The organism is Xanthomonas melonis (genome assembly GCF_020783655.1).
Lineage (GTDB): Bacteria > Pseudomonadota > Gammaproteobacteria > Xanthomonadales > Xanthomonadaceae > Xanthomonas > Xanthomonas melonis.
In genome coordinates this window covers 15475-42083 of the sequence record NZ_JAJGQH010000017.1, presented here as the reverse complement: position 1 = coordinate 42083, position 26609 = coordinate 15475, and the positions used below count along the sequence as shown (strand labels likewise).

The following is a 26609-nucleotide window of genomic DNA, read 5'->3' as shown; positions in this document are numbered from 1 at the left end:
CACGACCCCGGGGTCATGGCACCGGATCCTGCATATGCGGGCAGCATATCGCGTACGGCAAAACGGCAGCCGGCACGGGTCCGTCGCCCCATCGCCTCACAGCTTGTAGGCCTGCTTGGGCAGCCGGTAGGCCAGGTCCACCGCGATCTGCGCAGCTTCGTCTTCGTCGAGCCGATGCTCGGCCACCAGCGTGGCCAGGAACGCGCTGTCCACGCGCCGTGCCACATCGTGCCGCGCGGGAATCGACAGGAATGCGCGGGTGTCGTCGTTGAAGCCCACCGTATTGTAGAAGCCGGCACTGGCCAGGGTCTGCTCGCGGAAGCGCCACATGCCTTCGGGCGCGTCATGGAACCACCATGCCGGGCCCAGCAGCAGCGCCGGGTAATGCCCGGCCAATGGCGCCAGTTCGCGGCTATAGCTGGTCTCGTCCAGGGTGAACACGATCAGGCGCAGCCGCGGGTCGTTGCCATGGCGATCCAGCAAGGGCCTGAGCGCGTGCACGTAGTCGGTGCGCATCGGAATGTCGGCACCCTTGTCGCGTCCATAGCGCTGGAACAGTGGCCGGTTGTGATTGCGGAAGCAGCCCGGATGCAGCTGCATCACCAGGCCGTCGTCCAGGCTCATGCCCGCCATCTCGGTCAGCACCTGCGCGCGGAACAATTCGGCCTGCGCCGGGGTCGCCGCGCCGCGCACCACGGTCTCGAACAGGCGTTGCGCCTCGGCCGGCGCCAGGTCCGCGGTAGCGGCACTGGGGTGGCCGTGATCGGTGGAGGTGGCACCGTGCGCTGCGAAGAAGGCGCGGCGCTGGCGGTGCGCACGCAGATAGCCTGGCCAGGTGTAGACGTCTTCGCCGGTGAGTTCGCCGAAGCGCTGCAGTGCATCGGCGAACTGTTCGTGCTCCGGATCCACCACCGGGTCCGGGCGATAGGCGGTCAGCACGCGTCCCTTCCATCCGCTGCCGGCGATGGCCGTGTGGTGCTGCAGCGTGTCCAGCGGCGATTCGGTGGTGGCGATCACCTCGATGTTGAAGCGCTCGAACAGCGCACGTGGCGCGAATGCCGGCGTCTGCAGCGCGGCGGTGATGTGTTCGTAGTAGTGATCGGCGGTGCCGGCATCCAGCCGGAGACGCAGATCGAACACGTCATGGAAGACATGGTTGAGCCACAACGCCGACGGCGTGCCGCGCAGCAGCGCGAAGTGGGCGGCAAATACGCGCCACGCCGCACGCGGGTCGACCGCCGCGCGCGTGCCATCGGCGCGCGGAATGCCCAGCGCATCCAGGTCGACGCCCTGGCTGTAGAGCATGCGGAACACGTAATGGTCGGGTACCAGCAGCAGTTCGGTGGCGTTGGCGAAGGCGGCATCGGTCGCAAACCAGGCCGGGTCGGTGTGGCCGTGCGGGCTGATGATCGGCAGCTGCGCAATCTGCGCATACAGCCGGCGCGCGATGGCGCGGGTGCCGGGATCTGCCGGCAGCAGGCGGTCGTCGTGCAGGGTCAATGGCAAGGACGTGGGCATGGAATCAGAACGCCGAAGAATGCGGGAAGCGGATGCCGTTGGCCGCCCGCGTCATGGCGCGGGCGTTCCGGGATGGGTCGCCACGTAATCGCGCAACCAGGTCAGGGCGGGGCGCTCGCTGCCATCGCTGCGCACCAGATACGCCGCCTGCTTGTCGCGCCACAGTCCGGGGCGGAATCCCCACAGGGTGATGCCGCGCACCGCCGGATGCTCCCAGAAGGTCGGGAACACCCGTTGATAATCGGCCAGTTGCTGCGCATCGCTGGGGCCATCCAGATCGAACTCGGTGATGTAGATCGGCAGGCCGGTGGCCGCCAGTGCGTCCAGATTGGCGCGGTGCACCGACATCGCCACATTCGGCGTGGTCTCGAAGGCATGCTCCTGGATGCCGATCGCATCCAGCAGACGCTCGCGTTGCAATAGCTGCACGATCTGCAGATAGCGCTGCGTGGCATTGGCAGTGTTGGTGATGCTGTAGTCGTTGATCATCAGCCGGGCGCGCGGAAAGTGCTGGCGAGCCAGCCGGAACGACTGCAGCACCCATTCCCAGCCGCTGGCGCCGCTGCCGCCGAGTGCCTGCAGATAGTTGCCGCCGCCGGCATCGTCCTTGCTGGGCGGATCGTTGAGCGGTTCGTTGACCACTTCCAGCAGGTCGATGTCCGGATAGCGCTGCGCGACGGCAGCGAACCATTGTTCGATCTCGCGGCGTTGTTCGGCCGGCGGGAGCGATTTGATCCATTCCGGCTGCTGGTTACCCCAGACCATCACATGCATCTGGAACGGCATGCCGTTCGCCTTGGCGAACCGGTAGGCCGTGTCCAGCCCGCTCCAGTCCATCCGGTCGCGTACCGCTTCCACCGTGCCCCACTTACCGGCATTCTCCGGCGTGAGCTTGTTCCAGTACTGCGCGAACTCCGGTGCCTGTTGCGGGCTGTAGGCACTGCCAAGAAACTTGGACGCGCCCGCTGCCAATGGCGTGCCCTGTGCGGCCGAAACGATGCTTGCGGCGAGCAACACGCCCAGTCCCACTCTGTGCAGATGCATGATGCGTCCCTCAGGAAGATGGCGGCGCCGGATCGGCCGCAGGCAGGTGCGCCGGTTCCAGCCGCGGCACTAAATGATGCACGACGGCCAACGCCAGCAGATATGCAGAACCGGCCATCAGGAACACCGGCACATAACTTCCGGTCGCCTGTAGCAAAAACCCGATGAAGGTGGCGATCAACATCCCGCCCACCGCGCCGGCGAATCCGCCGATGCCCACCACCGTGGCCACTGCATGGCGTGGGAACATGTCCGAGGGCAGCGTGAACAGGTTGGCCGACCAGCCCTGATGCGCCGCGGTCGCCAACCCGATCAGCGTCACCGCCAGCCACAGGTGGTCCGCCCGCGCGGCGAACACGATCGGCACCACGCAGACGGCGCAGATCAGCATGGCGGTCTTGCGCGCGCGGTTGACGCTCCAGCCGCGCGCGATGAAGCGCCCGGCGATCCAGCCCCCGGCAATACTGCCGACATCGGCCAGCACGAAGATCACGATCAACGGCGCACCAAGCTGCAGCAGGCTCAAACCATATTGGGCATGCAGGAACTTCGGCAGCCAGAACAAAAAGAACCACCAGATCGGATCGGTGATGAACTTGCCCAGCACGAACGCCCAGGCCTGCCGGTGCCGCAACACCTGCGCCCACGACAGCCGGCGCTGTACCGGTTCGTGCGCATCGCTGCGGATATGCGCCAGTTCCGCCGCCGATAAGCCGGGCTGTTGCTCGGGCGGGTGGTAACTGACCCACCACACCCCAAGCCAGGTGGCGCTGAGCACGCCGGTGAACAGGAACGCCGCCTGCCAGCCCCAGGCGGTGGCGATCACCGGCACCAGCAACGGCGCGACGATGGCACCGATGTTGGATCCGGAATTGAAGATGCCGGTGGCCAGCGCGCGCTCGCGGCGCGGAAACCATTCGGCCACCGTCTTGAGCGCAGCAGGAAAATTGCCCGATTCGCCCAATCCCAGGAAAAAGCGCGCAATCGCAAAACCGACCACGCTGCTCGCCAGTGCATGCCCCATTGCCGCCAGGCTCCAGACGCCGATCGCCAGCGCATAGCCGATGCGCGTGCCGAAGCGGTCGATCACCGCACCGCTGCACAACAGCCCCACCGCGTACGCCGCCTGGAAGGCGGTGACGATATAGCCGTACTGGATCTCGTTCCAGCCGATCCGGGTCTGCAGGAACGGTGCCAGCACGCCCAGCACCTGGCGGTCGACGTAGTTGATGGTGGTGGCCGCCAGCAGCAGCGCGCAGACGCGCCAGCGCACGCGGCCCAGCCCCGCCGGCGCAGCGACGGGTACGCCTGCGGGCGTGTCACTCATGCGCATGGCCTGCGTGGAGCAGCGCATCGCGCAGGTCCCGAACCGACCTGGCGGCATAGCCGCAGCGCGTACGGCTCCGGTGCCGGTCACGCGTGTCGCTGCCGCGTTCTTCGCTGGAGTTCATCGACCGCCGCACCTGCAGGAGGTGGCCTTGCGCCACGGGTGATAGCGCTACCATTACCACGCCGTGGCGATGAATCCATCGCGCAGTGCAGCACGAGAACGCCACGCGGGACGCTGCGTCCATGCTGAGATCCGCTCGCATGCTGCGGTCCTGCCGGTCCCGCAGGCCTATGCTGCCCTGCAGCGTGATGTTGCGAATTTGGTAGCGCTAACATCCAACGGCACTGATCGCCCGTCTTCCCCACCGCACCATCGCCGCGCCGATTCCGGCGGCGGCATTCCCTGCGCCGGGGCGATGCGTGGGATACCCGCTCACCTGTTAGGGAAGGGATTACGGTGAAGAACAGCTACGCACGAACCGCGTTGTCCTGCGCGTTGGGCTCGGTCCTGCTGGGCATGGCCAGCACGGTCGCCTGGGCCCAGTCCGACACCACTACGTCGCAATCCCCGCCGGATCCGGCGGGCGGCAACGATGCAGTGACCCAGCTCGATACCGTCACCGTCTCCGGCTACCGCCGCAGCATCCAGTTCTCCACCGATGCCAAGCGCGATGCGGTCGGCTTCGCCGACACCGTGTTCGCCGAAGACATCGGCAAGTTTCCGGACATGAATATCGCCGAGTCGCTCAACCGCATCCCCGGCGTGCAGCTGGCGCGCGATGTCAACGGCGAGGGCCTGAATATCGCCATCCGCGGCCTGGGCACCAGCTTCACCAAGACCACGCTCAACGGCTCCAGCATCGCCACCGCCTCGATCGGCCTGAATGCGCAGAATCAGAACCGCGAAGTCGATCTGAACCTGTTCCCCACCGAGTTCTTCACCCAGCTCACCGTCAGCAAGACTCCCACCGCGAGCATGCTCGAGGGCGGCGTCTCCGGCGTGGTGGACATGCGCAGCGCGCGCCCGTTCGACCGCGCCGGCGTGCATTTCACCTATCAGGCCCAGGCCGACTGGAACAGCACCAGCGAGAAGACCACCCCGCGTGGCGCCTTCATGGGCAGCTGGACCAATGAGGAAGGCACCTTCGGCGCATTGTTCGGGCTGGCCTCGGTGCGCAGCAAGCTGGGCGTGCGCGGCTTCGAGAGCGTGGGCTGGACCAATCCCGGCCTCACCTACACCCAATGCGGCCTCGCCCCGCCCGCAGGCACGCCGGCGACCAATCAGCCGGCCGCCTGCAACGTCAACGGCGGCGGCAACTGGCGCATTCCCGATCGGGTGCCGGCCACTGCCGGCAGCGGCCTGACCACCGGCGAAACCATCGATGCGGCCTGGCTGCTGGCGCGCAATCCGGGCCTGAGCATCGCCCAGATCAGCGATGCGCTGATCCCGCGGCTGGGCCGCAGCGTGCACATGAGCGGCGATCGCGACCGCGACGCGGCGGTGATGGCGCTGGAATGGCGGCCTTCCGACAGCCTGCATTTCTACCTGGACACGCTGTACTCCGAAGCCGAGCGCACCACCGAACGCATCAGCATGAATCTGATCGGCCGCAACGGCAACATGATCCCGCTGGGCATGCAGCTGGATCAGAACAACGTGGTCACCAGCGCCACCTTCGCCAATGCGCAGTACTTTCTGGAAGCGCGCCCGTACCGGGAGAACGTCAAGTTCTGGAGCGTCAATCCCGGTGCCGAGCTGCTGTTCGGCGCCGAGCAGGACATCAAGCTCAACGTGCAGGCCAATGCCACGCGCAGCTGGCTGGCACGCGAATCGCCCAGCATCCTGGTGACCTCGCCTTTCACCACCGTGGACTACCGCAACACCGGCGGTGATCGTCCCAGCATCAGCAGCCCGCTGGATCTGAACGATCCCAACCTGGGCTGGGGCTGGAGCGGTGGCCGGGTCAACATCCAGAACGAAAAGCGCGTGACGCAAACCCGTGGCGCGCGCGCCGACCTGCAGTTCGGCGAAGACAAACGCAACATCAAGATCGGTGCGGCCTACGACCAGGCCGAGCGCACCATTCGCGGCTTCGACAACAGCGTGGCGTGGGAACAGGTGGTCTGCCGCGGCGGCGGCGGCAACGTCTGCAACGGCGGGCCCGGCTCGGCCGTGCCGAGCGCGGTGCTGGCGACATATCTGCGGCCCGGCCCGGACGGCTTCATTACCGCCGATTTCGATCGCTTCCTGCGCGACACCAACTATTACCCACTGCGCGATGCAGCGCCGGAATCCAACTCGGCCAACACCGGCGCCTCGACCGGCGGCATCCGCGAGAAGAACCTCGGCTTCTACATCGAAACCAACGCGGAAACCGAGGTGTGGAATCGCACGCTTCGGCTCAACGCCGGCGTACGTTACGTCACCACCGACCAGACCATCACCGGGCCGGTCACCATCAACGGCATCCGCCGCGTGCAGGTGCTCGATTCCGACTACAAGGAAGCCCTGCCCTCGTTCAATGCGGCCTGGGACGTGGCCGACAATGTGGTACTGCGGCTGTCCAGCTCGCGCACGCTCACCCGCCCGGACCCGAGCGCGATGTTGCCCAACACCAATTTCAGCGATCCCTCCGCGCAGACCGCAACGCAAGGCAATCCCAACCTGGCGCCGTACCTGTCCACCAATGTCGATTTCGGCGGCGAGTGGTATACCGGCGGCGAAGGGTATGTGGGCCTGACCCTGTTCAACAAGCGCATCAGCGGCTTCACCGTCAATGGCGTGCGGCGCATTCCCTTCAATCAGCTGGGCGTGCCGTACGACAGCCTGCTGCCGATCCAGCAGGCTGGCCTGCAGCAGCGCGGTGGGCCGGATGCGGCCACGGTCGACGTGCAGACCCAGGTCAATGCCGATGGCGTGCTCGACATCCGCGGTACCGAAGCCATCTGGGTGCAGCCGCTGGACAGGCTGGTCGATGGCCTGGGCTTCAGCCTCAACTACACCCACGTCACCCAGTCTTCTGAAGGCGAGGGCGTACCGGCGGTGGCGGTGGGCGTGGCGCCGAACCTGTGGAACGGGACGGTGTACTGGGAGAAAAACGCCGCCTCGGTGCGCGTGTCCTACACCTGGAACGACGACATGGTGATCTCCGGCGCCAACCAGAACGGCATTCCGTACGCACGCCTGAATGCCGATGCGCGCGGCCAGCTGGATCTGTCGGCCAGCTATGCGCTGGACTGGCTGCCGTCCAAGCCGCAGCTCACCCTCAACGTCACCAACATCACCGACGAGCCCTTGCGCACGACCTACGCCTGGCCCAACGCCACCTACGATCTGTATCAACCCGGGCGCACCGTCATGCTCGGCATCCGCGGTACCTTCTAGGAGTGGCTATCGAAACAACTGCGCTCACCGCCAGGCGGGCGCGGCCGCTACTCTGGACCGGCATGTACTCCTCGTACACGCCGGTCCAGAGTGCGCCGTCCGTGCCCGCCTGGCGATTGCTCGCGACGTCTTGCAAGCCACTCCAGGTGCTGTCCTTGCCCGCTGCGATCACCCGTCACGGCGCGCGAAGCAGCGCGCGCCGCGGCGTTTTCCGCAGCACTCATCGAGCCCGCCCGACCTCATGAACGATGCGTCCCATCCGCTGTCCCTGCGCGAGAAGATCGGCTACAGCCTGGGCGACCTGGCCGCCAACCTGATCTTCCAGACGCTGGTGACGTTTCTGGCGTTCTTCTATACCGATGTGTTCCGCATTCCTGCCAGCGCGGCGGCCACACTGATCTTCGTGGTCGGCCTGCTGGGTGCCTTCGTGTTCACTCCCATCATCGGCATCCTGGCCGACCGCACCCGCACGCGCTGGGGCAAGTTCCGCCCTTGGATCCTTTGGACGGCGCTGCCGTTCGGTGCGTTGTCGCTGGCTACCTTCAATACGCCAGCGCTCGGCGAGCAGGGCAAGATCGCCTATGCGTTCGCCACCTATACCTTGCTGATGCTGGTGTACGTGGCCAACAACCTGCCGTACTCGGCTCTGAGCGGGGTGCTCACCGGCAGCATGGAGCAGCGCAACAGCCTGTCGGCGTATCGCTTCCTGGCGGTGACGCTGGCGCAGTTCGTGATCCAGGTGCTGTTGCTGCCGCTGGTGCTGATCCTGGGCAACGGCGACAAGGCGCAGGGTTTTCGCAACACCATGGCGCTGTTCGCGGCAGTCGGCACGCTGTGCTTCCTGATCACCTTTCTCACCACCCGCGAGCGCGTACTGCCGATCAGCGAACAACGCAGCAGCGTACGCCAGGACCTGGCCGACCTGGTCCGCAACAAGCCCTGGCTGGTGATGTTGGCGTTGACCATCCTGGTCTTCATCAATCTCGCCATGAAGGGCGGGATGTACATCTACTACTTCAAGTACTACCTGGACGCCGGCGCGCTGGCGCAGTTTCTCGACAGCGCAGGTTTCAACCGTTTCATCGGCGGCATCAACGCCATGCTCACCGGTGCCGGCATGACGGCGCTGCAGTGGCCGCAGGATGCGCCGACCTCGGCCTTCAGCGTATTCAGTGCCGGCGGCATTCTGGCGATGATCGTGGGTATCGGCTTTTCCAAGCGTCTGGCCGACCGTTATGGCAAGCGCAATGTCTTCGGCGGCGCGCTGCTGGTCTCCACGTTGTTCCTGCTCGCCTTCTACGTGTATCCGCCCAACGCCATCGCGTGGGTGTTCGCCTCCTACGTGCTGCACGGCTTTTTCTACGGCATCACCATTCCATTGCTGTGGGCGATGATCGCCGACGTAGCCGACTACTCGGAGTGGAAGAACCACCGCCGCGCCACCGCGATCATCTTCTCTGCGATGTTGTGCGGGCTGAAGATCGGCCTGAGCATCGGCGGCGCGCTGGTCGCGGGCATCCTGGCGTTCTATGGCTACAACGCCGCACTGGCGCAGCAAAGCACCGCAGTGAGCGACGGCATCCGCCTGGCCATCAGCGTCTACGCCTCGCTCCCGTTCCTGCTCGGCACCGCGCTGCTGGCCTTGTACGAGATCGACAAGGCGCTGGAATCGCGCATCGAACGCGAGCTTGGCGCACGTCGCCAGGCGGCACTCGCGGTTGCAGGCCAATGACCTCCCTCCCCCTCATGCACAGGTACGCGCATGTCCGATGAACTGCAAGCCGCCACACTGCAGGCGCTGGCGCGCACCGCCATTTGCGCACCGCTGGTGACCCACCTCTACACCGCCGACCCTTCCGCACACGTGTTCGACGGCGCGCTCTACATCTATCCCTCGCACGACATCGATGCCGGCGTGGCGTTCAGCGACGACGGCTCGCACTTCTGCATGGAGGACTACCACGTCTTTCGCATGGCGCACCCGGATGCGCCGGCCGAAGACCTGGGCGAAGTGCTGCACGTGCGCGATGTGCCCTGGGCGCAACGGCAGATGTGGGCACCGGATGCCGCGCAACGCAACGGCAAGACCTATCTGTATTTTCCGGCCAAGCGTGCCGACGGCATCTTCCAGATCGGGGTCGCGGTCAGCGAAGGCCCGCAAGGCCCGTTCACCGCAGAACCGCAGCCGATCGCCGGCAGCTACTCCATCGACCCTGCGGTGTTCGCCGATACCGACGGCGAGCACTACCTGTTCTTCGGCGGCATCTGGGGCGGCCAGCTGCAGCACTATCGCGACAACGTCTATGCGCACACCCACCAGGAACCCGAAGGCGCGGCACCGGCGCTCGGCCCGCGGGTCGGGCGCCTGCACGCAGACATGCTGCATCTGGCCGAACCCACCCGCGAAGTGGTGATCCTCGACGAACACGGTGCCCCACTACGCGCCGACGACCACACCCGCCGCTTCTTCGAAGGCCCCTGGGTCCATCAACACGCCGGGCGCTATTACCTGTCCTATTCCACCGGCGACACCCACCTGATCTGCTACGCCACCAGCGACTCGCCCTACGGCCCGTACACCTATCAAGGCGTACTTCTGGCACCGGTGATCGGCTGGACCACCCACCACTCCATCTGTGCAGTCGATGGCCAGTGGTACCTGTTCTACCACGACGCCAGCCTGTCCCAGGGCCAGACGCATCTGCGCAGCATCAAGATGACACCGCTGCAGCACGACGCCGATGGCGGGATCGCAACGATTTATCCGTATGGGCAGGACGCGGCGTCGCCTTGGTGAGTGAGCTGAAGTATGGCCTTACCAGCGCCATCCATAGCGCTTCTTTCGCGCTTCGTGGACGCGCCGGTCGTCAGTAAAATCGTTTTTCTTGTAGCCTCGTCCGTACAGTCCCCAATGCACGAAGAGATAGCCCAGCGGCACCAGAAATCCCAACCAGAGCAGCGATGAAAGCGGCGTTGCCTTGATGGCAATCTGGTAGATCAAGGCGCAACTTCCACTCCAAAAGCAGAGTGCCATGCCAAAGCAGAGGACGCGCCGCACGACAAGCCAGATTCCTGCGAATAGCCGTTCCCACATGCTTGGCGGTTTGTCACGTCTGGAATGAAAGTAGGCGTGTACACCACAGAGCGCAGCGACAAACGCCAAGGGAATTACGATCTCCATCATGTAGCGCCTTCAAGTCAGCGATGGGCCCAGACAGGGCGTGTCAGTCTTCAGATCTGCTATGTAGCGCTCGATCGCCCGCCAGCCTCTTCAGGCGATACGCGGCTCCACCACCACCGCAGTGCCATAGCACAGCACTTCGGTGAGGCCGGCCATCAATTCGGTGGCGTCGTAGCGCACCGCGATGATCCCGTTCGCGCCCAACTGCCGGGCATGCTGCACCATGTCGCGATAGGTTTCAGAGCGCGCCTGCTCGCAGAGCTGTGTGTAAATGGTGATGTTGCCGCCCAGCAGTGTCTGTAGTCCGCCGAAGAAGTTGCCCACGATCGAACGCGATCTCACCGTGATGCCGCGCACCAGGCCCAGGCTGCGGACGATGCGGTGGCCCGGCAGTTCCAGGGCCGTGGTCACCATGGTGTCATTGAGATGCTGCATCACCGCAGGAACCGGCGAGGAGTTGTAGGGGTTGTTCATTGATCGCTTGCTCCGGATAAGGCAACGACAGGACGACCGTGTTGCCTGGACACCGCACCATGCAGAGCGGTCTCCGATAGGAATCGTGTGCCTGCTGCACGGTCAGCGCGTGGTTCCGAATGCATGCCGGATGGCGATCGCCGCGTAGAGGCCGTAAGCGACGAACAGGCCACCCAGCACGACGCCGAGCCCCAGATTGAATCTCTCCGCGCCGCAACGCAACGGCAGGCCAGGATGCCGTACAGGCCATGTCGTATTCCGAACACGCATCGGCCACTGCACGCAAAGGCCGCGCGTTCCTTCGCGCTAGTCGGAGAACTCCCAGCCATCATTATGTCCAGCCAACGGCGTGGCATGCAGCGCCAGCTCCTGTTCGAAGGCCACGATCGCGCGGTAGCTGGGCACCATTGTCGGGTACACCGTCACGTCCATCGGAAAAGCGGTGTTCTGTTCGTAGTAACGGCAACGCACCTTCTGCTCGCAGCGCAGCATGGCCACGCAGAATTCCAGTGCCGATTCCTTGGTGGGAAACACCACCGAGAAATCGATCTCGCGGGGCTTGGTCAGATCCACCCCTTGCCGGGCGATGTGCCACAGCGTGTCGCCGTTGTCGTCGTTCGGATATAGCACTGGGTCGCGTTGCATGGCGCTCTCTTCAAGGTGGCGGCCAGCACGGTCGGTAGTGCCCGGATCTACGCTGCCGGGGCGGCAAGCCAGTGCCGGCAGGCGCTCCATTGCATCACAGTGAGGTCTTCGGATCCGGTCTGCAGCCGACCGCGGCACGGGCGTGGGAATCTGCCGGAGACGGCGAGCCCGACGCTATCGGTTGCCAGGGGTGGACGCGCGGCGCTATCGCTAATGCTCCACCGGCAGCCCGCCCTCCCGATCGCCGCTCGGGTCGGCCACGCGCCGCATGAAGTCGTCCAGCATCAAGGTGCGGCATTGGGCCAGTGGCATGCGATCGCGCTGGGCGAACATCCGCGAGGCATGCTCGAACAGATCGGCGAGCAGCTCGCCGAGGTCCTCTGCCCCGCCGCCCAGATCGCTGTTGATGCTCACGTGCAGCTGCTCGTGCGCAGCCCACAGGCGCAACAACTCGAACGCATCCGGATCGGCCAAAGCATCGGGCGGAACAATCAATTCTCCATCGTGCATCGCCTACCTCGTCATGTGGTGGATGGGAAGCGCTGCAGACGCTGCCCACCATGGCCTTGCCCCTGCGGTGTCGCGGATGGACGCCAGCTAGGCTGGGCTAAGTGTCCGCTTCGTATCTCAGGGTGCCCAGACCAGATTCATCAGCTGCGGATCCGCAGTGACCTTGACCAGCTTGCCGCTGGGACCGAACTGCACCTGGTATTCGGAGAAGCTGTCGCGCCAGTAGCGCCACAGGGATGCTTCCAGGTTCGGATTTTCGCTGCTGATCGGGTAGCCGACCGCCATGAGGACCTGTTCGCGCGTCATGCCGCCGGTGAGCTTGCCGTCGGCGATGGCCTGGCGGATCTTGGGCGGAAAGGTCGCCAGCTTGAGCTTGGGGTCGGCAGTCACGACATAGCGCGCAGCGAACGCGGTGTTGTCCAGGTCGCGGCTGTAGTCGTTGCCGATGGACTGCTTTTCGCCGGCGATCTTCAGGTTGACGCGGTTGCGGCCGAAACCGGTGACGCTGACCGGGGTGCCTACGGGAAGCATGCGCTTGCCGTCTTCGGCGTAGTTGCTGTCGCTGATCCAGCTGCCGTCGGTGCGCAGGTTGCAGCACAGAAAGCCGTCGTATTTGGTGACATCGGCCGCGGCGGCCAGTCCGGGGGCTGCCATCAGGCTCAGGACGAGCAGGGAAGAACGCAAACGCATCGGGAAGACTCCTTTCTCGACGGCCGAAGGCCGCGCGGCAATGATGGGATAGCGCACGCGGCCGGTTGCGGCGGCGGCGCGCGCCATTGTGGCAGCCCGGGCTGGCTTGGCAAGCGCGGGTGACGCGTGTCGCCCGGGGTTGTGTATGCTCGGGGCGTGGATACCCTCTCACCCGCCGAGATCGCCCTGCAGATCGCCGCGTTGCGACGCGCGCACCGCGCGTTGGACGAAGAGATCCAGCGCATGCCAGCCAATCCGGAAGACGAGCTGCAGATGAAGCGCCTGAAGAAGCGCAAGTTGCAGATCAAGGACAACATCATCCGACTGGAGATGGAGCTTGTGCCCGACGAGCCGGCGTAGCGCGCGCCTGCGGTTGGGTTTGCTTTTTTGTGGTGCGCGGGCACTCGTTGCGGCGGCGCGGTCCACGCATAGCCGGCGCGGCGCGCCCCCCATCCGCCCTTCGGGCACCTTCCCCCGCATGCGGGGGAAGGAAGTGGGTTGGCGGCATTCGAGCAGCTGGCGTCCTGGCTTCCGTAGGAGCGCGCCCTAGCGTGACGGGCCGTCTCGTAAGCCACGCATAGCCGGCGCGGCGCTCCCCCCCCTTCCGCCCTTCGGGCACCTTCCCCGCATGCGGGGGAAGGAAGTGGGTTGGCGGCATTCGAGCAGTTGGCGTCCTGGCTCCCGTAGGAGCACGCCCGAGCGCGACGGGCCGTCTCGGAAAAGCCACGCATAGCCGGCGCGGCGCTCCCCCCCCATCCGCCCTTCGGGCACCTTCCCCCGCACGCGGGGGAAGGGAGTGGGTTGGCGGCGTTTGAGTAGCTGGCGTCCTGGCTTCCGTAGGAGCGCGCCCTAGCGCGACGGGCCGTCTCGGGAAAGCTTCGTCGCGCTCGGGCGCGCTTGTGTCTGCGCATTGCTCTAAAGTTTGGGTGGAGAGCGATGTGCGGCACGCCGACCGGTCGCAGTGTTGGAGCACGTGTAGGAGCCAGGGCGGCCGCACATCGACCTCGTCGCCCAGCCCGAACAGTTGAACGAGCTTGCGCTCGAACTTCACAAGCGTGGGCAGCGACGAGGCGGCTCTCTCCTGCCCCCAGTCTACCGAGTTGCCTAACGCTTATGCCTCTTTGGATCGGTTTGGACGTGGCCAAGGACACCTTGGCCGTTCATGTGCGCCCCATGGACCAGTTGCTGTCCTTTCCCAACACCGCGCAGGGGCACCAGCGCTTGTGCGATCACCTGGCCGGCCAGCAGGTCGGCAATGTCCCGCTGGAAGCCACCGGCGGCTACGAACGGGCGGTCATGATCGCCCTGGCCACGGCCGGCATCCCGGTGACACGGATCAATCCGCGTCGGGCACGGGCTTTTGCCACCGCCTTGGGGACCACCGCCAAGACCGATCCACTGGATGCCGCCTTGCTGGCGCGCATGGCCGAACTGGTGCAAGCCCCTGCCGCAGTTCCCGACCCGCTGCGCGAGCAATTGCGCATGCTGGTCCAACGTCGTGAGCAACTGGTCCAGCAGCGCGACGACGAGCGTCGACGCCTGTCTCAAACAACCCTGGCCTTGGTGCGCCAGTGCCTGATCGAGCAGATCGGCGAGCTGCGCCGCCGCATCCAACGGATGAGTCAGGCGATCAAACAAACCCAGCACCAGCTCGACGATGCGCTGGCGCGCTCGCTCAGCGCCGTCCCCGGCATCGGTGAGGTCACCACCGCCAGCCTGATGGCCTACCTGCCTGAGTTGGGAACCCTGGACCGCCGCCAGATCGCTGCCCTGGTCGGCCTGGCGCCCTACAACATGGACAGCGGGCGGCATCAGGGCAAACGCCGCATCCGCCGCGGGCGGGCAGCAATGCGGCGAGTGCTGTACATGGCCTGTTGGAGTGCCGTCCGCACACAGGCCTGCTTCAAACAGCGCTATCAACAGCTGCGCGCGCGTGGAAAGCCCGCCAAGGTCGCGATCACCGCCTGCATGCGCGTGCTCCTGGTTCGCCTCAATGCCATGGTCAGAGACGGCACTCCATGGCGCGAAGTTGCCGGGTAGAAGACAGTTGCTCCTACATCGGGTTGACTGCCGGGCTTTCGACGATGCTGCCTGCCTGATACCGCGTGTGATTGTGGCCGTCAGCCCGGCGGCGGCGGCTCAGCCTGCGCGCAACAGGATCTTGCCGCGACGTCCCGGTTCGGCGCTGGCGGCGGCTGCCTTGGCGGCGTCCTGAAGGTCGTAGACCGCTTCCACCGGCAGGGCCAGGCTGCCATCCAGGGCCGCCTTGAGCAGTTCGCCGATCATGCGGCGCTTGTCCTCGGGCGGGGTGGCCTGCATCACCTTGCTGCCCCAGAAGCCGCGCACCGTGGCCTGCTTGAAGATGACATCGCCGCTGGAAATCTGCAGCGGCTCGCCAGTCATCGAGCCGAACGACACCAACTCGCCGCCTTCGGCCAGCAAACCGAGCAGGTCGCCGGCGGCGGTACCGGCCACCGAGTCGATGCCGCGGACGATCGGCGCAGTGCCGGCCAGCGCGCGCGCCTGCTCCTGCCAGCCCTCCTTCGCGGTGGACACGGCATTGCCGATGCCCAATGCCTTCAGTTCTTCGACGCCGGCGTCGCGGCGCACCAGATTGATCACGTTGATACCGCGTGTGGCGGCCAGCATGGCGACGGTCTTGCCGACGGCGCCATTGGCGGTGTTCTGCACGATCCAGTCGCCCTTACCCACGCGCAGGAATTCGATCAGCATCAGCGCGCTCAACGGCATGGCGATCAGCTGGCAGCCGCGGTCGTCGTCCAGCGCATCGGGAAGCGGCACCACGCCGGAGGCGGAAGCGAGGAAGTACTCGGCCCAGCTCTCGTGCACGCCGGCGGCGACCACGCGCTGCCCCACCTGCAGGCCTTCCACGCCCTCGCCCAGTGCGTCGATCACGCCGGAGCCTTCGCTACCGCCGATCGCCGGCAGCTCCGGCTTGTAGCCGTAGTTGCCGCGCACGGTCCACAGGTCGTGGTTGTGGATCGGCGAGCGTCGCATCGCGATGCGGACCTGGCCCTTGCCAGGCTGCGGTGTGGGGCGTTCTGCGAGTTCGAGCACCTTGGCCGGGTCGCCGAACTGAGTGTGGATGGCTGCGCGCATGAAGGTCTCCTGCCGGGCACGCCCATCAGTGCGACGCGCCCGATCACTATGAAAGGTAGCGCGATGCTAGCGGCAGGGCTGCAAGAGGGGGATGAAGCGGGCAGAACTATTGTGTGAAGTTCGTGAGACTTGCGCAGCGCTCCGGCGGTGGATCTGGTTGAGCGTAATGCTGGGTCATGCATGCTGACCGACCCTCATCCACCCTTCGGGCACCTTCTCCCGAAGGGAGAAGGGAGCGTCGTCGCATCGGGAAGCGCCGCTTTGCTGCGCCGCTGCCCTGCTGCCGCCCCGCTGCAACCGCGTTACTCAGCCGGTGGCAGCACCACATCCGGCTTGACCGCTTCGGGGCTCACCCGTTCGATGGTGTGGCGCAGCTCGCGGCCGAGAATGAACTTGGCATCCTTGGCCCACGCATCCAGGCGTTCGTCGAATACCAGTTTGCTGTTCTCGTCCGGCCACACCAGGCGCAGCTCGCGCAGCTTCTGGATGAAGCCACGGAACAGGGTCTTGTCGAAGAACTCCGGCGCCGCCGGGGCGTACAGCAGGCTCAGACGCTGCGCGGCCTGCTGGCACAGGCTTTCCAGTTCGCCAGCGCCGAGTACGCCGGGACCATTCTTCACCAGCACCGAAATGGCGATGTAGTAGCGCTCGAACGCCTGCTGCAACGAATGGCCGATGGCGCGCAGGCGGAATACCTCATCGGTCTGCCCGGTATTGCGCGCCAGGATGCCGCCATCGTCGTCGGTGACGTTGAGCAGCAGGCCCTCGCGCACGAACATCTCGATGGTCTGTTCGATGCGTTCGGCAAAGCGGTCTTCGCTCCATGGCAGGAACAGCTCGGCCTGCAGGAACGGGTACACCGTGCGGCCCAGGCGGATCAGCCCGGCGCGGCTCATGCGGCGGTTGTTCTGGAAACAGCAGGCCACCCACGAGGAAGCGGTGAACAGATGCAGCACGTTGTTGCGGAAGTAGCTCAGCAACACCGCGGTATCGCCGCTGACGCTGAGCACGTCGCCCAGCGGATGCGATACGCGCGTGAGCACGTTGATCTCTTCGGCGTGGGTGATGATGCGCGCCGGGGTGTGCGGGGTGACGGTGACACGGTCCGAATACGGCATTTCCGCCAGCAGTTTCTTGCACAGCTCGATCTGCGCGATCAGATCGGCCTCGCCCATGGCGTGCTTGGGCGTGGATAGCAGCGCCAGCGCCAGCAGATTGATCGGATTGACGTCGGCGGCGCAGTTGATGCGGGTCTGGATCTGGATGGACAAGGTGTCCACCGCCGGCGCCAGCCAGGTGGGCTTTTCGTCCTCGGGCACCGGTTGGCCGTCCCAATCGGGCGCGTGCTTGGCCAGCACATCGTTGAGCGCGATCGGCTCGCCGAAGTTCACCACCACCTGGCCGTAGTTCTGCTTGAGCACCTTGGGAATGGACCACAGCAGGCCCCAGATGGATTCCTTTTCCTTGGGCCGGCCGGTGAGTTCGTCGAGGTAGCTGTTGCCTTCCATCAGCTTCTCGTAACCGATGTACACCGGCTGGAACAGCACCGGCTTGCGCGGCTGACGCAGGTAGGCGCGCAGTGTCATCGCGATCATGCCGCCCTTGGGCTGCAGCAGGCGCCCGGTACGCGAGCGCCCGCCTTCGACGAAGTACTCGATGGAATACCCACCGGCCACCAGCTGTGCGACGTATTCGCTCAGCACCGCCGAATACAGCGCGTTGCCCTTGATCGAGCGGCGGATGAAGAACGCGCCGCCCTTGCGCAGCAGCGTGCCGACCACCGGCAGATTGAGGTTGATGCCGGCCACGATGTGCGGCGGCACGATGCCGCGCTCGTACAGCAGGTAGCTCAGCAGCAGGTAGTCCATGTGGCTGCGGTGGCTGGGCACGTAGACCACTTCATGCCCGGGCGCCGCCTGCTTGAGCTTGTCCAGATGGTGCACCAGCACGCCGGCGTAGATGCGGTTCCATACGTGGGTGAGCAGGAAGCTGGCCGAACGCACCACCGGGCTGGAATAGTCGGCGGCGATTTCCCAGGCATAGGCATGCGCCTTGCGCCAGGCATCGACCGGCTTGGAGTTGTCGCGCTTGGCCTGGGTGGCAATGGCCTCGCGCACCGGGTCGGCCGCCAGCACCTGATCCACCAGCAGGCGGCGGGTGGACAGGTCCGGGCCGATCACCGCTTCGCGGATGCGCCGGAAGTGCGTGCGCAGCACGCGTTGCAGCTTGCGCAGGGTGCGCTCGGGCGGCAGCCCTTCGGCCATGGTCTGGCGCAGCGAAATCGGCGGGGCGAAACGCACGATGGTGGTACGGCCGTTTAGCAGCACCGACAGCAGGCGGCGGAAACGGCCCACCAGCGCCCAGTTCTCCGAGAACAGCACCGCGAACCAGCCGCTCTGCTTGTCCGGCGCACGGCCCACGAAGATCGACACCGGCACCAGGTGCACGTCCAGGTCCGCGCGCACGCGGTGCGCCTGCAGCAGCTTGGCCAGCGAATCGGAATGGGTCTTGCCGCCGCGTTGCTCGGGGATCAGGGAATTGCTGCTGCTACGCCGCGACAGCGCCAGATAGGCGCGCTTGCGCTCCAGCGGATCGCCCGGCAGCGGTACCAGCGGCGATGGCAGCCCGGCCTCGCGGCAGGCCTTGTCCAGGATCAGGGCGCTCGACAGCCCGTAGTCTTCCAGCACATATACCACCGGCCGGCCGTCGTCGTAGCGGCCGGGCTGGTCCGGTTCGATGGTCAGGCTCAACCAGGGGTCGGCCAGGCGCCCGAGCAGGCGCGCCCACAACGGGCGCTTGCTCGGCCGCGGGCTGGCCGGCGGCAACGGCGGCGTGGCGGCAGGTGCCTCCGGCGGGACGGGGCTGGCGGTCGGCAACGGCGAGGCGGCGGTCGGCGTGCCAGGGGTGGCGGCGTCGGCAGCGGTCGGGGCGGGCTGGCCGTTGGGGAACGGCAGGGGATTCTGTTCTGGCATCGCCGTCATTATCGCCCAGCCGGGCGCTGCCCGGCGTCTGCCGGCGGCGCCGGCGTGGCGTCGGGGCTTGCCGCCGCCGCGGGTAGGTCCGGCAGCGGCTGCGCGCGCAGCAGTGCCGTCACTTCCTCCTGGGTCTGCTGCTGGTACCAGTGACCGTCGCGCTTGATCAGCGCCACGGTCAGATCGATGTCGCGCGCAGCGAGCGGATAGCGCAGCCGCACCTGGGCACGGTCGCCGTCCTGCGAGATCAATCCGGTGCGCAGCGCATCCAGGCTGCCATCGATCGACAGCGCGTAGCGTTCCAGCACCTTCTTGCACGCCGCCCAGAACGGCCCGAGCCGGCGCAGGCTCTCTTCCATGCCCAGGCGCTGCAGGTCCGCGTCGGAGGTGATGCCGGTGGCGCGGGCGGCCGCCACCAGGTCGGCGATACTGGCCCTGGCGCGCGGGCGATCGGCCAGCGGCGCGCGGGCGGCCCAAGCGCTCAGGGCATCGACCAGCTGCATGTAGTGGGCGCGCTGCTCGGGCTGATAGTCGTTGCGACTGCGCAGGTACTGCACGCCGAAGCGACCCAGCGACTGGGCGGCCTGCGCGATGCCCTGTGCCTGCCCGGCCAGTTGCGCGTCGAAGGCCTGCTGCAGGCGGCGTTCGGCATCCGGCGCCGACAACGACCCCAGCAGGGCGCCCGTCTCGTTGGGCAATGGCAACTCGGTCAGCGGCCACCGGCTGGCACCGCTGCGCCAGGCCGCTTCCAGCTGGGTGTACTGCGCGGGCGTGACCCGGATCCGGGTATAGGCCACCAGATCGTTGCGCCGCAACGGGACGGTCATCGACTGCATCGCCGCAGCCGGTTCGGCCTTGGCGCCAGGCAGCGCCATGGCCGTTTCCTGGCGCTGGCAGCCACCCAGGCACAGGGCCAGGAGCGACACCCAGGCGGTGGACTGGAACCGGCCTGCGCGGACAGTGAATGGCGGCATGCGCACGATGTTCCCCTGAGCGATCGGGGCATCTTGCTGGCTGGCGCCACCGGCGGCAAGGCGCGCGGCCGGTGAGAACGGGCTCGGTTCGGCAATGGCGACATGCACAGGCCATTGTGGCGACGCATCCATGTCCACCCCTGTCTGTTGCTGTCCAGTTCGGACAAAATTGTCCGGCCGCGACCGGCGCAGGCCTTGCGCGGCGTGGTCCCGCCGTTTGTGCAACGCATCATGTAAGCGCTTGCAGTTCCTGCTAGCGTGCGCGCCATCTCGCTTCGAGGTCGCCATTGGACGGGGCCGATGTCATTGATGCGCATGTCCGCTACGAACGTCCCGCGACTGCGCCGCGTGCGCCCTGCCCCGGCACCCGGCAGGATGCGCGTTGTCTTGCACAAGGTCATGCCATGAGCCGACCACGTTCGGAGAGCACCAGCGTCACCATCAAGGACGTCGCACGCCAGGCGCAGGTGTCGGTCGCCACGGTGTCGCGCACCATGAACGGCCACCAGCACGTGGCCGAGTCGGTGCGCGAGCGCGTGCTGCAGGTGGCGCGCAGCCTGAACTACATCCCGCACCATGCCGCGCGCAGTCTGAGCAGCCGGCGTACCCACACCATCGGGGTGGTATTGCCGGATCTGCATGGCGAGTTCTTTTCCGAATTGATTCGCGGCATCGATCAGGTGGCGCGCGAGCAGGGCTACCACCTGCTGGTCTCCAGCTCGCACGGCGACCCGCAGGCGCAGCGCCGGGCGCTGGAACGCCTGCCCGGGCGCGTGGATGGCGTGGTGGTGATGTCGCCGTCGCTGGGCGAGTCGGACGTGCACGACGAGGCCCTGCCCGGCGGGCTGCCGGCGGTGCTGCTCAACTGCGCCGGCAGCGGCAGCCAGCGGCCGGTGCTCAATGTGGACAATTACGGCGGCGCGCGGGTGATGACCCGCCATCTGCGCGACAGCGGCCACCGCCGCATCGCCTTTATCGCCGGCCCGGACGACAACTTCGATGCGCACGAGCGCCTGCGCGGCTATCGCGACGAACTGGCGCTGGATGCGCACGCCCAGCCATGGGTGCTGCCAGGCAACTTCGACGAGGAATCCGGCTACCGCGCCGGCCAGGCGCTGGCGCAGCACGACCGCCCGGATGCGGTGTTCGCCGCCAACGACATGATGGCGCTGGGCTGTCTGTTCGCACTTGGCCACGCCGGGCTGCAGGTGCCGCAGGACATCGCGCTGGCCGGTTTCGACGATGTGCCAATGGCGCGCTACGTGCTGCCGGCGTTGACCACCATGCGGGTGGACATCGCCGGGCTGGGCGCGCGAGCGATGCGGCTGTTGCTGGGCCAGCAACTGATCGATGCGCCGCCACCGCCGGCCGCTGCTGCGCCGCCGGCGTTGTCGGAGATGGTTCCGGAGCTGATCGTGCGCGCATCCAGTGGGCCGCGCGCGGCGCCCAGCGGTTGAAGACCATGCGCGGCGTCGCATCTTCACGGATTCTTTGCGGTTTCTTGTGTTTTTTATAACTCCTATTTGCCTGCCTGCCGTCGTTGTATCGCCTTTGAAGCAACGCACCACCTGCGCCATGCCGACCCCTTCGCCGGTACGCGCCTTACCCCTGGGAGGGGGATTGTCATGAAGACCTATCGCACCGTGTCCACCCTGCCGGCGCGCAGCCTGCTGTGCTGCGCCCTGGCCGCCTCGCTACTGGCATCGGCTCCGGCCATGGCTCAGTCCAGCAACGCCACCCTGCGCGGCCAGGTCGCCGCCGCGCAGGCCGGTACCACCGTGACCGCCACCAATGTCGCCAGCGGCGCGGTGCGGCGGGTCGCTACCGGCGCGGATGGCACCTATGCGCTGGTCGGCCTGCCGCCGGGCACTTACAAGGTCGATGCCGGCCCGGGCACCGAGAAGACCGTGACCCTGTCGGTGGCCTCGTCGGTCAGCCTGGACCTGGGCGGCGGCGCAGCGCCGGCCACCGCGCCCGCGGGCGATGCCACCACCCTGGACGCGGTGCGGGTCACCGCCACCGCCTTGCAGGAGGTCAAGACCTCCGAGGTGGGCACCAACATCTCGCTCAAGCAGATCAGCACCGTGCCGCAGCTGACGCGCAACTTCCTGGAGTTCGCCGACACCGTGCCGGGTATGCAGTTCGAGACCGATGCCAACGGCAATAGCCGGATCCGCGGCGGCGCGCAGGCCAGCTCGGCGGTCAATGTGTACATCGACGGCGTGGGCCAGAAGAGCTATCTGTTCGGCGGCGTTTCCGGCCAGCAGCAGAGCGCGGGCAACCCGTTCCCGCAGCTGGCGATCGGCGAATACAAGGTCATCACCTCCAACTACAAGGCCGAGTTCGACCAGGTCGGTTCGGCGGCGATCGTGGCCTCCACCAAGTCCGGCGGCAACGAGTTCCACGGCGAGATCTTCGGGCGCACCACCAATACCGATTTTCGCGCACGCCAGGCCGACGAGCGCGCCGGCGCGCCCAATGCCGACGGCAGCAAGCGCAAGACCCACCAGGACGAATACGGCTTCGCGCTCAGCGGCCCGATCGTCAAGGACAAGGCGCACTTCTTCTTGAGCTATGAAGGCAAGGGCTTCGAGGTCTCGGCCAACCCGGTCTCGGTGCCGGACAACTTCAGCGTGCTGAGCGACGATCTGCCGGTCGGTGTGCAGAGCCGCCTGGGCTCGGTGACGCGCCCGTTCAACGAAGACCTGTATTTCGGCAAGATCGATTGGGATATCGGCGAGAACGATCGCCTCGAGCTGACCGCCAAGGTCCGCGACGAGGAAAGCCGCGACAGCGTGGGCGACCGCAACACCGCCATCGCCGCCAAGATCAATCTCAATTCCGAAGAGCGCTACGACCTGCGCTGGCAACATTTCGGCGAAACCTACGTCAACGAGGCGCGCATCTCCTACGAGGACGTGCTGTTCAATCCCAGCGCCTACACCATCGGCAGCCAGAGCGTGTATACGCGCGGCATCGCCGAGAACGACGTGCTGATCAACGACGGCGCCACCAGCGGGCTGGCGATCCAGCGCAAGGGCCAGAAAGGTCCCAGTTTCCAGAACGATCTGACCTTCAACAGCATCGACTGGCACGGCAGCCACGTGATCAAGATGGGCGTGAAGTACAAGGAGGTGGAGCTGACGCAGAGCGAGAATTCCACCGTCAATCCGTCGTTCTTCTACGCGGTCAACGATGGCCAGGGCACGGGCGCGATTCCGTATCAGGTGCGCTTCAACCTGCCGTTCGCCGGCGCCGCCCCGTCGGTGACCACCACCAGCAAGCAACTGGGCCTGTACATCCAGGACGATTGGGACGTCAACGACAAGCTGCAGTTGAACCTGGGCGTGCGCTGGGACGGGGAGAAGATTCCGTCCTACCTGGACAACGTGACGCCGCCGGAAGTGGTGGCGGCGTTGAACGGCCCCGGCACCAATCCGGCGGTCAGCGCCACCTATGCCGAGCAGCTGGCCAAGGGCGGCGTGGACATCAACGACTACATCAGCAACGGGCGCAATCGCAAGCAGGACAACAACAACTTCGCCCCGCGCCTGGGCTTCTCCTACGACTTCCGCGGCGACGAATCACTGGTGCTGTTCGGCGGCGCCGGGCGCAGCTTCGACCGCAACCTGTTCGATGTGATGGGCCTTGAGCAGGTCAAGTCGGCGCTGGCGCAGTACACCATCCGCTTCGCCGAATCCTCAGGCTGCACGCCGGCACCGGGCACCTGCACCAGCTTCAATCCAGCCTATCTCAGCAACCCGGACAGCCTGTCCGGGCTGGTCGATGCGCGCGTGCGCAACGGCGAGGTCGACCTGCTCAACAACGACCTGAAGACGCCCTACTCGGACCAGTATTCGCTGGGCCTGCGTACCCGCGTGGGCGAGTGGAGCAATTCGGCCACGGTGTCCTACATCCACAGCAAGGACGGCCTGATCCTGACCCTGGGCAACCGCTACCCGAATGGCGACTTCTTCCAGAACGGCGGCCAGCCGTGGGGCCAGACCCCGCCCGGCTTCGGTGCGCTGATCATCGGCAACAACGGGGTGGAGACCAAGACCACGCAGCTGCTGCTGTCCACCGACAAGGCCTACACCAAGGAAAGCGGCTGGGGCCTGACGGCGGCCTATACGTTCTCGCGCGCACGCGGCAACCGCGGCAACGACGAGCAGTACGGCTTCGACGCGGCCACCATCGCCGACTACCCGTTCCTGGATCTGAACTCGGTCCCGCGCCACCGCCTGGTGGTCACCGGCATCTACGATCTGTTCTGGGGCATCAGCGCCTCGGCCAAGCTGACCCTGGCCACGGTGCCGCCGCGCAACGAAGCGGTGTCCTACGACCTGTATGGCGCCTCGCCGTCGAACAACATCCGTGTGGTGTCGGTGGATGCCCCCGGCGGCAAGTTCCTGGCCGGCGGCGACATCTTCGGTACCCGCCAGCTGGATCTGTCGCTGTCCAAGGACATGCAGGTCACCGATGCGGTGACCGTGCAGGTGCGTGGCGACCTGATCAATGCGCTGAACTTCCGCAACTACGACCAGTACGCGATCGACTGGGGCCAGGGCGGCGTCTACAACCCGCGCGTGAGCATCAACCAGTACGGGGCCATGTCCACCCCGCCGCGCAGCCTGTTCCTGAGCGCGCGCATCATCTGGTAACCGGCGCCGGGCCCTTCGACGGTCCGCCATCCCGGGTCCGCCCGGGGTGGCCGGCCGGTGGGGCCGGCAAGCCAAGCAACGGCAGGCACCGCCCAGGCTTCGAGCGGCGGCATTTGGGCGTGAAAAAAAAAGGATCGGCCACCAGGACCGATCCCAACAAAAACCGGGACAACCCGGTAGACACTGTGTGGCACAGCGTCCGACTGACATCGGACGCGGCATCCTAACCAGACTTTAACTTTAAGGCAACACTTTAATTATTCCGATTTAACTGTTTGATTTTATTGAAGCGCGAGGCGCTGTCGCGTCAGTCGCGGTGCTGCACGACCGCAGCGCGGATCTCGGCCTGGATGGCGGCGGCGGCGGCGGCGGGATCGCTGGCCAGACGGATCGGGCGACCGACCACGATCGCATCGGCGCCGTCGGCAAAGGCCTCGGCCACGCCCACGGTGCGTTGCTGGTCGTCACCGACCGGGCCGCCGGGGCGGATACCGGGGCAGACGATCGAAAACGCCGGGCCGGTGGCGCGACGGATCGGGCCGGCTTCCTGGCCGGAGGCGATCACTCCGTCGATGCCGGCGGCCTGCGCGGCCAGCGCGCGCTCCACCACCACCTCGACCGGTTCGCGGTCGATGCCCATCGCGGCCAGGTCCGGCCGCCCCATCGAGGTCAGCACGGTCACTGCAAGCAGGCGCATATCGCCCTGGTTGGCCTCGGCGGCGGCCTGCAGCATGCCGGCGTGCCAGCCGTGCACGGTGCAATAACTCACCGGCCACTGCGCCAGGCGGCGGATGGTGCCGGCCACGGTGGCGGGAATGTCGAAGAACTTCAGGTCCACGAATACGCGCTTGTCGCGCTTGGCCAGCGCATCGAGGACATGGAAGTACTCGCCGGAGGCCAGCAGTTCCATGCCGATCTTGTAGAAGGACACCGACTCGCCCAGGCGGTCCACCCAGGCGATGGCCTCGTCGTGGCCCGGCACATCCAGCGCGAAGATCAGCCGCTCGTGCGCGGCCAGCGGCAGCGGCGGGCGGCTCATCGTGCCAGTTCCAGTGCGGCGCGCTTGGCGTCGTGGCGGGCCTGCCAGGGTTGCGCATAATCGTTGTTGAACTGCGCCGGCTCCCAACCGCCGTAGCTGGGGTTGGGCAGCATCCACCAGCGCTCGCCGAACCAGTCGTGGTACTGCTGCAACAACGCATCGCGGGCCTGGCCGGTGTTGGCGCTGACCTGCACGAAGTCGCCCAGCTGGTCGCCGAACTGCATCAGCACGCGGTACTTCTGCCCCGCCAGCTGGCGGCGGCAGTTCTTCTCGCTGCCGTGCTGCTCGCAGCCGGGCACCACCGTGCCCAGGCCCAGGAACACGCTGTCGTCGGCGACCGGCAGCCCTGCGCTGCGCAGATTGGCCAGGGTGGCGTCCTTCAGGTGCACGGCGCGGTTGGAGATGTAGATCAGGGTGACGCCGCGGGCGGTGGCCGCCTTGGCGAAGTCCACCACGCCAGGAATCGGCCTGGCCTTCTTTTCGGCCACCCATTGGTCCCAACTCCGCTCGTCGTACTCCTTGCCGTCGCGCAGCAGGCGCGCCTGGTACGGCGAGTTGTCCAGCACGGTCTCGTCCACATCCAGCACCACGGCCGGCTTCAGGCCGGTGGCGGCGTTGCCGCGTTCTTCCGGCACCAAGGCGTCCCAGTTGGCTTGCTTGAGCGCGCCATCGAGCGTGGCGGCCGCGGCGCGGTAGGTCTGTTCGGCCACGGCGCGGTATTCCTGCGAACGCTGCATCCACAGCACCGCATTGAGGTTGTCGTCGCCGGCCGGTGCAGCGGCCGTGTTCGTGGACGTCGCCGCCTTGGTGACCGCGGCGCTGGCATCGGCAGCGGCCTTCATGGCGGCATCCTGCGCCTGCGCGGCTGGCGGCGGGTCGCCGGGTTTGCAGCCGCCCAGGGCCAGCGCAGTGCAGACGAACAAGGACAAGGGTGCGTGAAGCGAGGGGCGCATGGCATCCACCAGAGCAGGAGCGGCAATGAAGACCGCGATTTTAGCGGGTTCGCGCCGCGCCGCCCGCGCGGCTGATGGCAGCACCGCTGGATGTGGCGAGCGCGTACCGCCAGC

At 66.5% G+C, this 26609-nt stretch carries 20 protein-coding genes and 1 other RNA gene; 8 read left to right on the top strand and 13 right to left on the bottom strand.

Annotated elements, in window-relative coordinates; all coding sequences use genetic code 11:
- Nucleotides 1-96 precede the first annotated feature (96 nt).
- Genes uxaC through LL964_RS16740 form a run of 3 tightly spaced genes read right to left on the bottom strand, consistent with a single transcriptional unit; the run spans nucleotide 97 to nucleotide 3889 of the window.
- Nucleotides 97-1518 carry a glucuronate isomerase gene (gene uxaC / locus LL964_RS16750; protein WP_104588426.1) on the bottom strand — a complete coding sequence of 474 codons (1422 nt, stop codon included), beginning with the start codon at nucleotides 1516-1518 and terminating at the stop codon, nucleotides 97-99.
- Between the two features lie 51 nt (nucleotides 1519-1569).
- Nucleotides 1570-2562: an endo-1,4-beta-xylanase gene (locus LL964_RS16745; RefSeq protein ID WP_104588427.1), complete on the bottom strand. Its 993-nt coding sequence runs from the start codon at nucleotides 2560-2562 to the stop codon at nucleotides 1570-1572.
- Between the two features lie 10 nt (nucleotides 2563-2572).
- On the bottom strand, nucleotides 2573-3889 hold the full coding sequence (locus LL964_RS16740; RefSeq protein WP_104588461.1) for an MFS transporter: 1317 nt from the start codon (nucleotides 3887-3889) through the stop codon (nucleotides 2573-2575).
- Nucleotides 3890-4348: 459 nt separating this feature from the next.
- Between LL964_RS16740 and LL964_RS16735 the strand changes: the two genes are divergently transcribed.
- From LL964_RS16735 to LL964_RS16720, 4 genes are all read left to right on the top strand, one after another.
- Nucleotides 4349-7276 (top strand): TonB-dependent receptor, encoded by a 2928-nt coding sequence (locus tag LL964_RS16735; protein WP_167395411.1) that lies wholly within the window; start codon nucleotides 4349-4351, stop codon nucleotides 7274-7276.
- Between the two features lie 62 nt (nucleotides 7277-7338).
- Nucleotides 7339-7415: non-coding RNA, sX9 sRNA (locus tag LL964_RS16730), on the top strand.
- Between the two features lie 102 nt (nucleotides 7416-7517).
- A complete protein-coding gene (locus LL964_RS16725; RefSeq protein ID WP_104588428.1) occupies nucleotides 7518-9008 on the top strand; it encodes an MFS transporter in 1491 nt (496 codons plus the stop codon).
- A gap of 30 nt (nucleotides 9009-9038) precedes the next feature.
- Nucleotides 9039-10073: a glycoside hydrolase family 43 protein gene (locus LL964_RS16720; RefSeq protein ID WP_104588429.1), complete on the top strand. Its 1035-nt coding sequence runs from the start codon at nucleotides 9039-9041 to the stop codon at nucleotides 10071-10073.
- An 18-nt stretch (nucleotides 10074-10091) separates the two neighbouring features.
- Here LL964_RS16720 and LL964_RS16715 read toward each other — a convergent pair whose 3' ends face one another.
- From LL964_RS16715 to LL964_RS16695, 5 genes are all read right to left on the bottom strand, one after another.
- Entirely contained in the window at nucleotides 10092-10460 is a 369-nt protein-coding gene (locus LL964_RS16715) for a hypothetical protein (RefSeq protein ID WP_146092420.1), read from the bottom strand.
- An 87-nt stretch (nucleotides 10461-10547) separates the two neighbouring features.
- Nucleotides 10548-10931: a YbjQ family protein gene (locus LL964_RS16710; RefSeq protein ID WP_104588431.1), complete on the bottom strand. Its 384-nt coding sequence runs from the start codon at nucleotides 10929-10931 to the stop codon at nucleotides 10548-10550.
- Nucleotides 10932-11237: 306 nt separating this feature from the next.
- Nucleotides 11238-11576 (bottom strand): ribonuclease E inhibitor RraB, encoded by a 339-nt coding sequence (locus LL964_RS16705; RefSeq protein ID WP_104588463.1) that lies wholly within the window; start codon nucleotides 11574-11576, stop codon nucleotides 11238-11240.
- A 210-nt stretch (nucleotides 11577-11786) separates the two neighbouring features.
- Complete coding sequence (locus LL964_RS16700) at nucleotides 11787-12071, bottom strand: DUF5076 domain-containing protein (RefSeq protein ID WP_244181110.1); 285 nt, start codon at nucleotides 12069-12071, stop codon at nucleotides 11787-11789.
- Nucleotides 12072-12203: 132 nt separating this feature from the next.
- Nucleotides 12204-12776 (bottom strand): hypothetical protein, encoded by a 573-nt coding sequence (locus LL964_RS16695; protein ID WP_104588464.1) that lies wholly within the window; start codon nucleotides 12774-12776, stop codon nucleotides 12204-12206.
- Nucleotides 12777-12932: 156 nt separating this feature from the next.
- On the opposite strand from LL964_RS16695, the gene LL964_RS16690 reads away from it, so the two are divergent.
- Entirely contained in the window at nucleotides 12933-13136 is a 204-nt protein-coding gene (locus tag LL964_RS16690; protein WP_167395412.1) for a YdcH family protein, read from the top strand.
- Nucleotides 13137-13913: 777 nt separating this feature from the next.
- Nucleotides 13914-14816: an IS110 family transposase gene (locus tag LL964_RS16685; protein ID WP_104588465.1), complete on the top strand. Its 903-nt coding sequence runs from the start codon at nucleotides 13914-13916 to the stop codon at nucleotides 14814-14816.
- Nucleotides 14817-14915: 99 nt separating this feature from the next.
- On the opposite strand, the gene LL964_RS16680 is transcribed toward LL964_RS16685, so the two are convergent.
- The 3 genes from LL964_RS16680 to LL964_RS16670 form a co-directional block, all read right to left on the bottom strand.
- A complete protein-coding gene (locus LL964_RS16680) occupies nucleotides 14916-15896 on the bottom strand; it encodes a zinc-binding dehydrogenase (RefSeq protein ID WP_104588434.1) in 981 nt (326 codons plus the stop codon).
- A 302-nt stretch (nucleotides 15897-16198) separates the two neighbouring features.
- Nucleotides 16199-18877: a glycerol-3-phosphate 1-O-acyltransferase PlsB gene (gene plsB / locus LL964_RS16675; protein WP_104588435.1), complete on the bottom strand. Its 2679-nt coding sequence runs from the start codon at nucleotides 18875-18877 to the stop codon at nucleotides 16199-16201.
- Nucleotides 18877-19842 carry a hypothetical protein gene (locus tag LL964_RS16670; protein ID WP_104588466.1) on the bottom strand — a complete coding sequence of 322 codons (966 nt, stop codon included), beginning with the start codon at nucleotides 19840-19842 and terminating at the stop codon, nucleotides 18877-18879. The genes plsB and LL964_RS16670 overlap by 1 nt, the downstream gene beginning before the upstream one ends.
- A gap of 404 nt (nucleotides 19843-20246) precedes the next feature.
- Between LL964_RS16670 and LL964_RS16665 the strand changes: the two genes are divergently transcribed.
- Nucleotides 20247-21299, top strand: a complete 1053-nt coding sequence (locus LL964_RS16665) for a LacI family DNA-binding transcriptional regulator (RefSeq protein WP_104588436.1) — start codon at nucleotides 20247-20249, stop codon at nucleotides 21297-21299.
- Nucleotides 21300-21467: 168 nt separating this feature from the next.
- Nucleotides 21468-24503, top strand: coding sequence for a TonB-dependent receptor (locus LL964_RS16660; protein ID WP_104588437.1), 3036 nt, complete (start codon nucleotides 21468-21470; stop codon nucleotides 24501-24503).
- Between the two features lie 307 nt (nucleotides 24504-24810).
- Here LL964_RS16660 and pyrF read toward each other — a convergent pair whose 3' ends face one another.
- Nucleotides 24811-25542, bottom strand: coding sequence for an orotidine-5'-phosphate decarboxylase (gene pyrF / locus LL964_RS16655; RefSeq protein ID WP_104588438.1), 732 nt, complete (start codon nucleotides 25540-25542; stop codon nucleotides 24811-24813).
- The gene (locus LL964_RS16650) at nucleotides 25539-26504 is read right to left on the bottom strand and encodes a 5'-nucleotidase, lipoprotein e(P4) family (protein WP_104588439.1); all 966 of its coding nucleotides are present in this window, start codon (nucleotides 26502-26504) and stop codon (nucleotides 25539-25541) included. Before LL964_RS16650 ends, pyrF begins: the two co-directional genes overlap by 4 nt.
- Nucleotides 26505-26609: the final 105 nt, after the last annotated feature.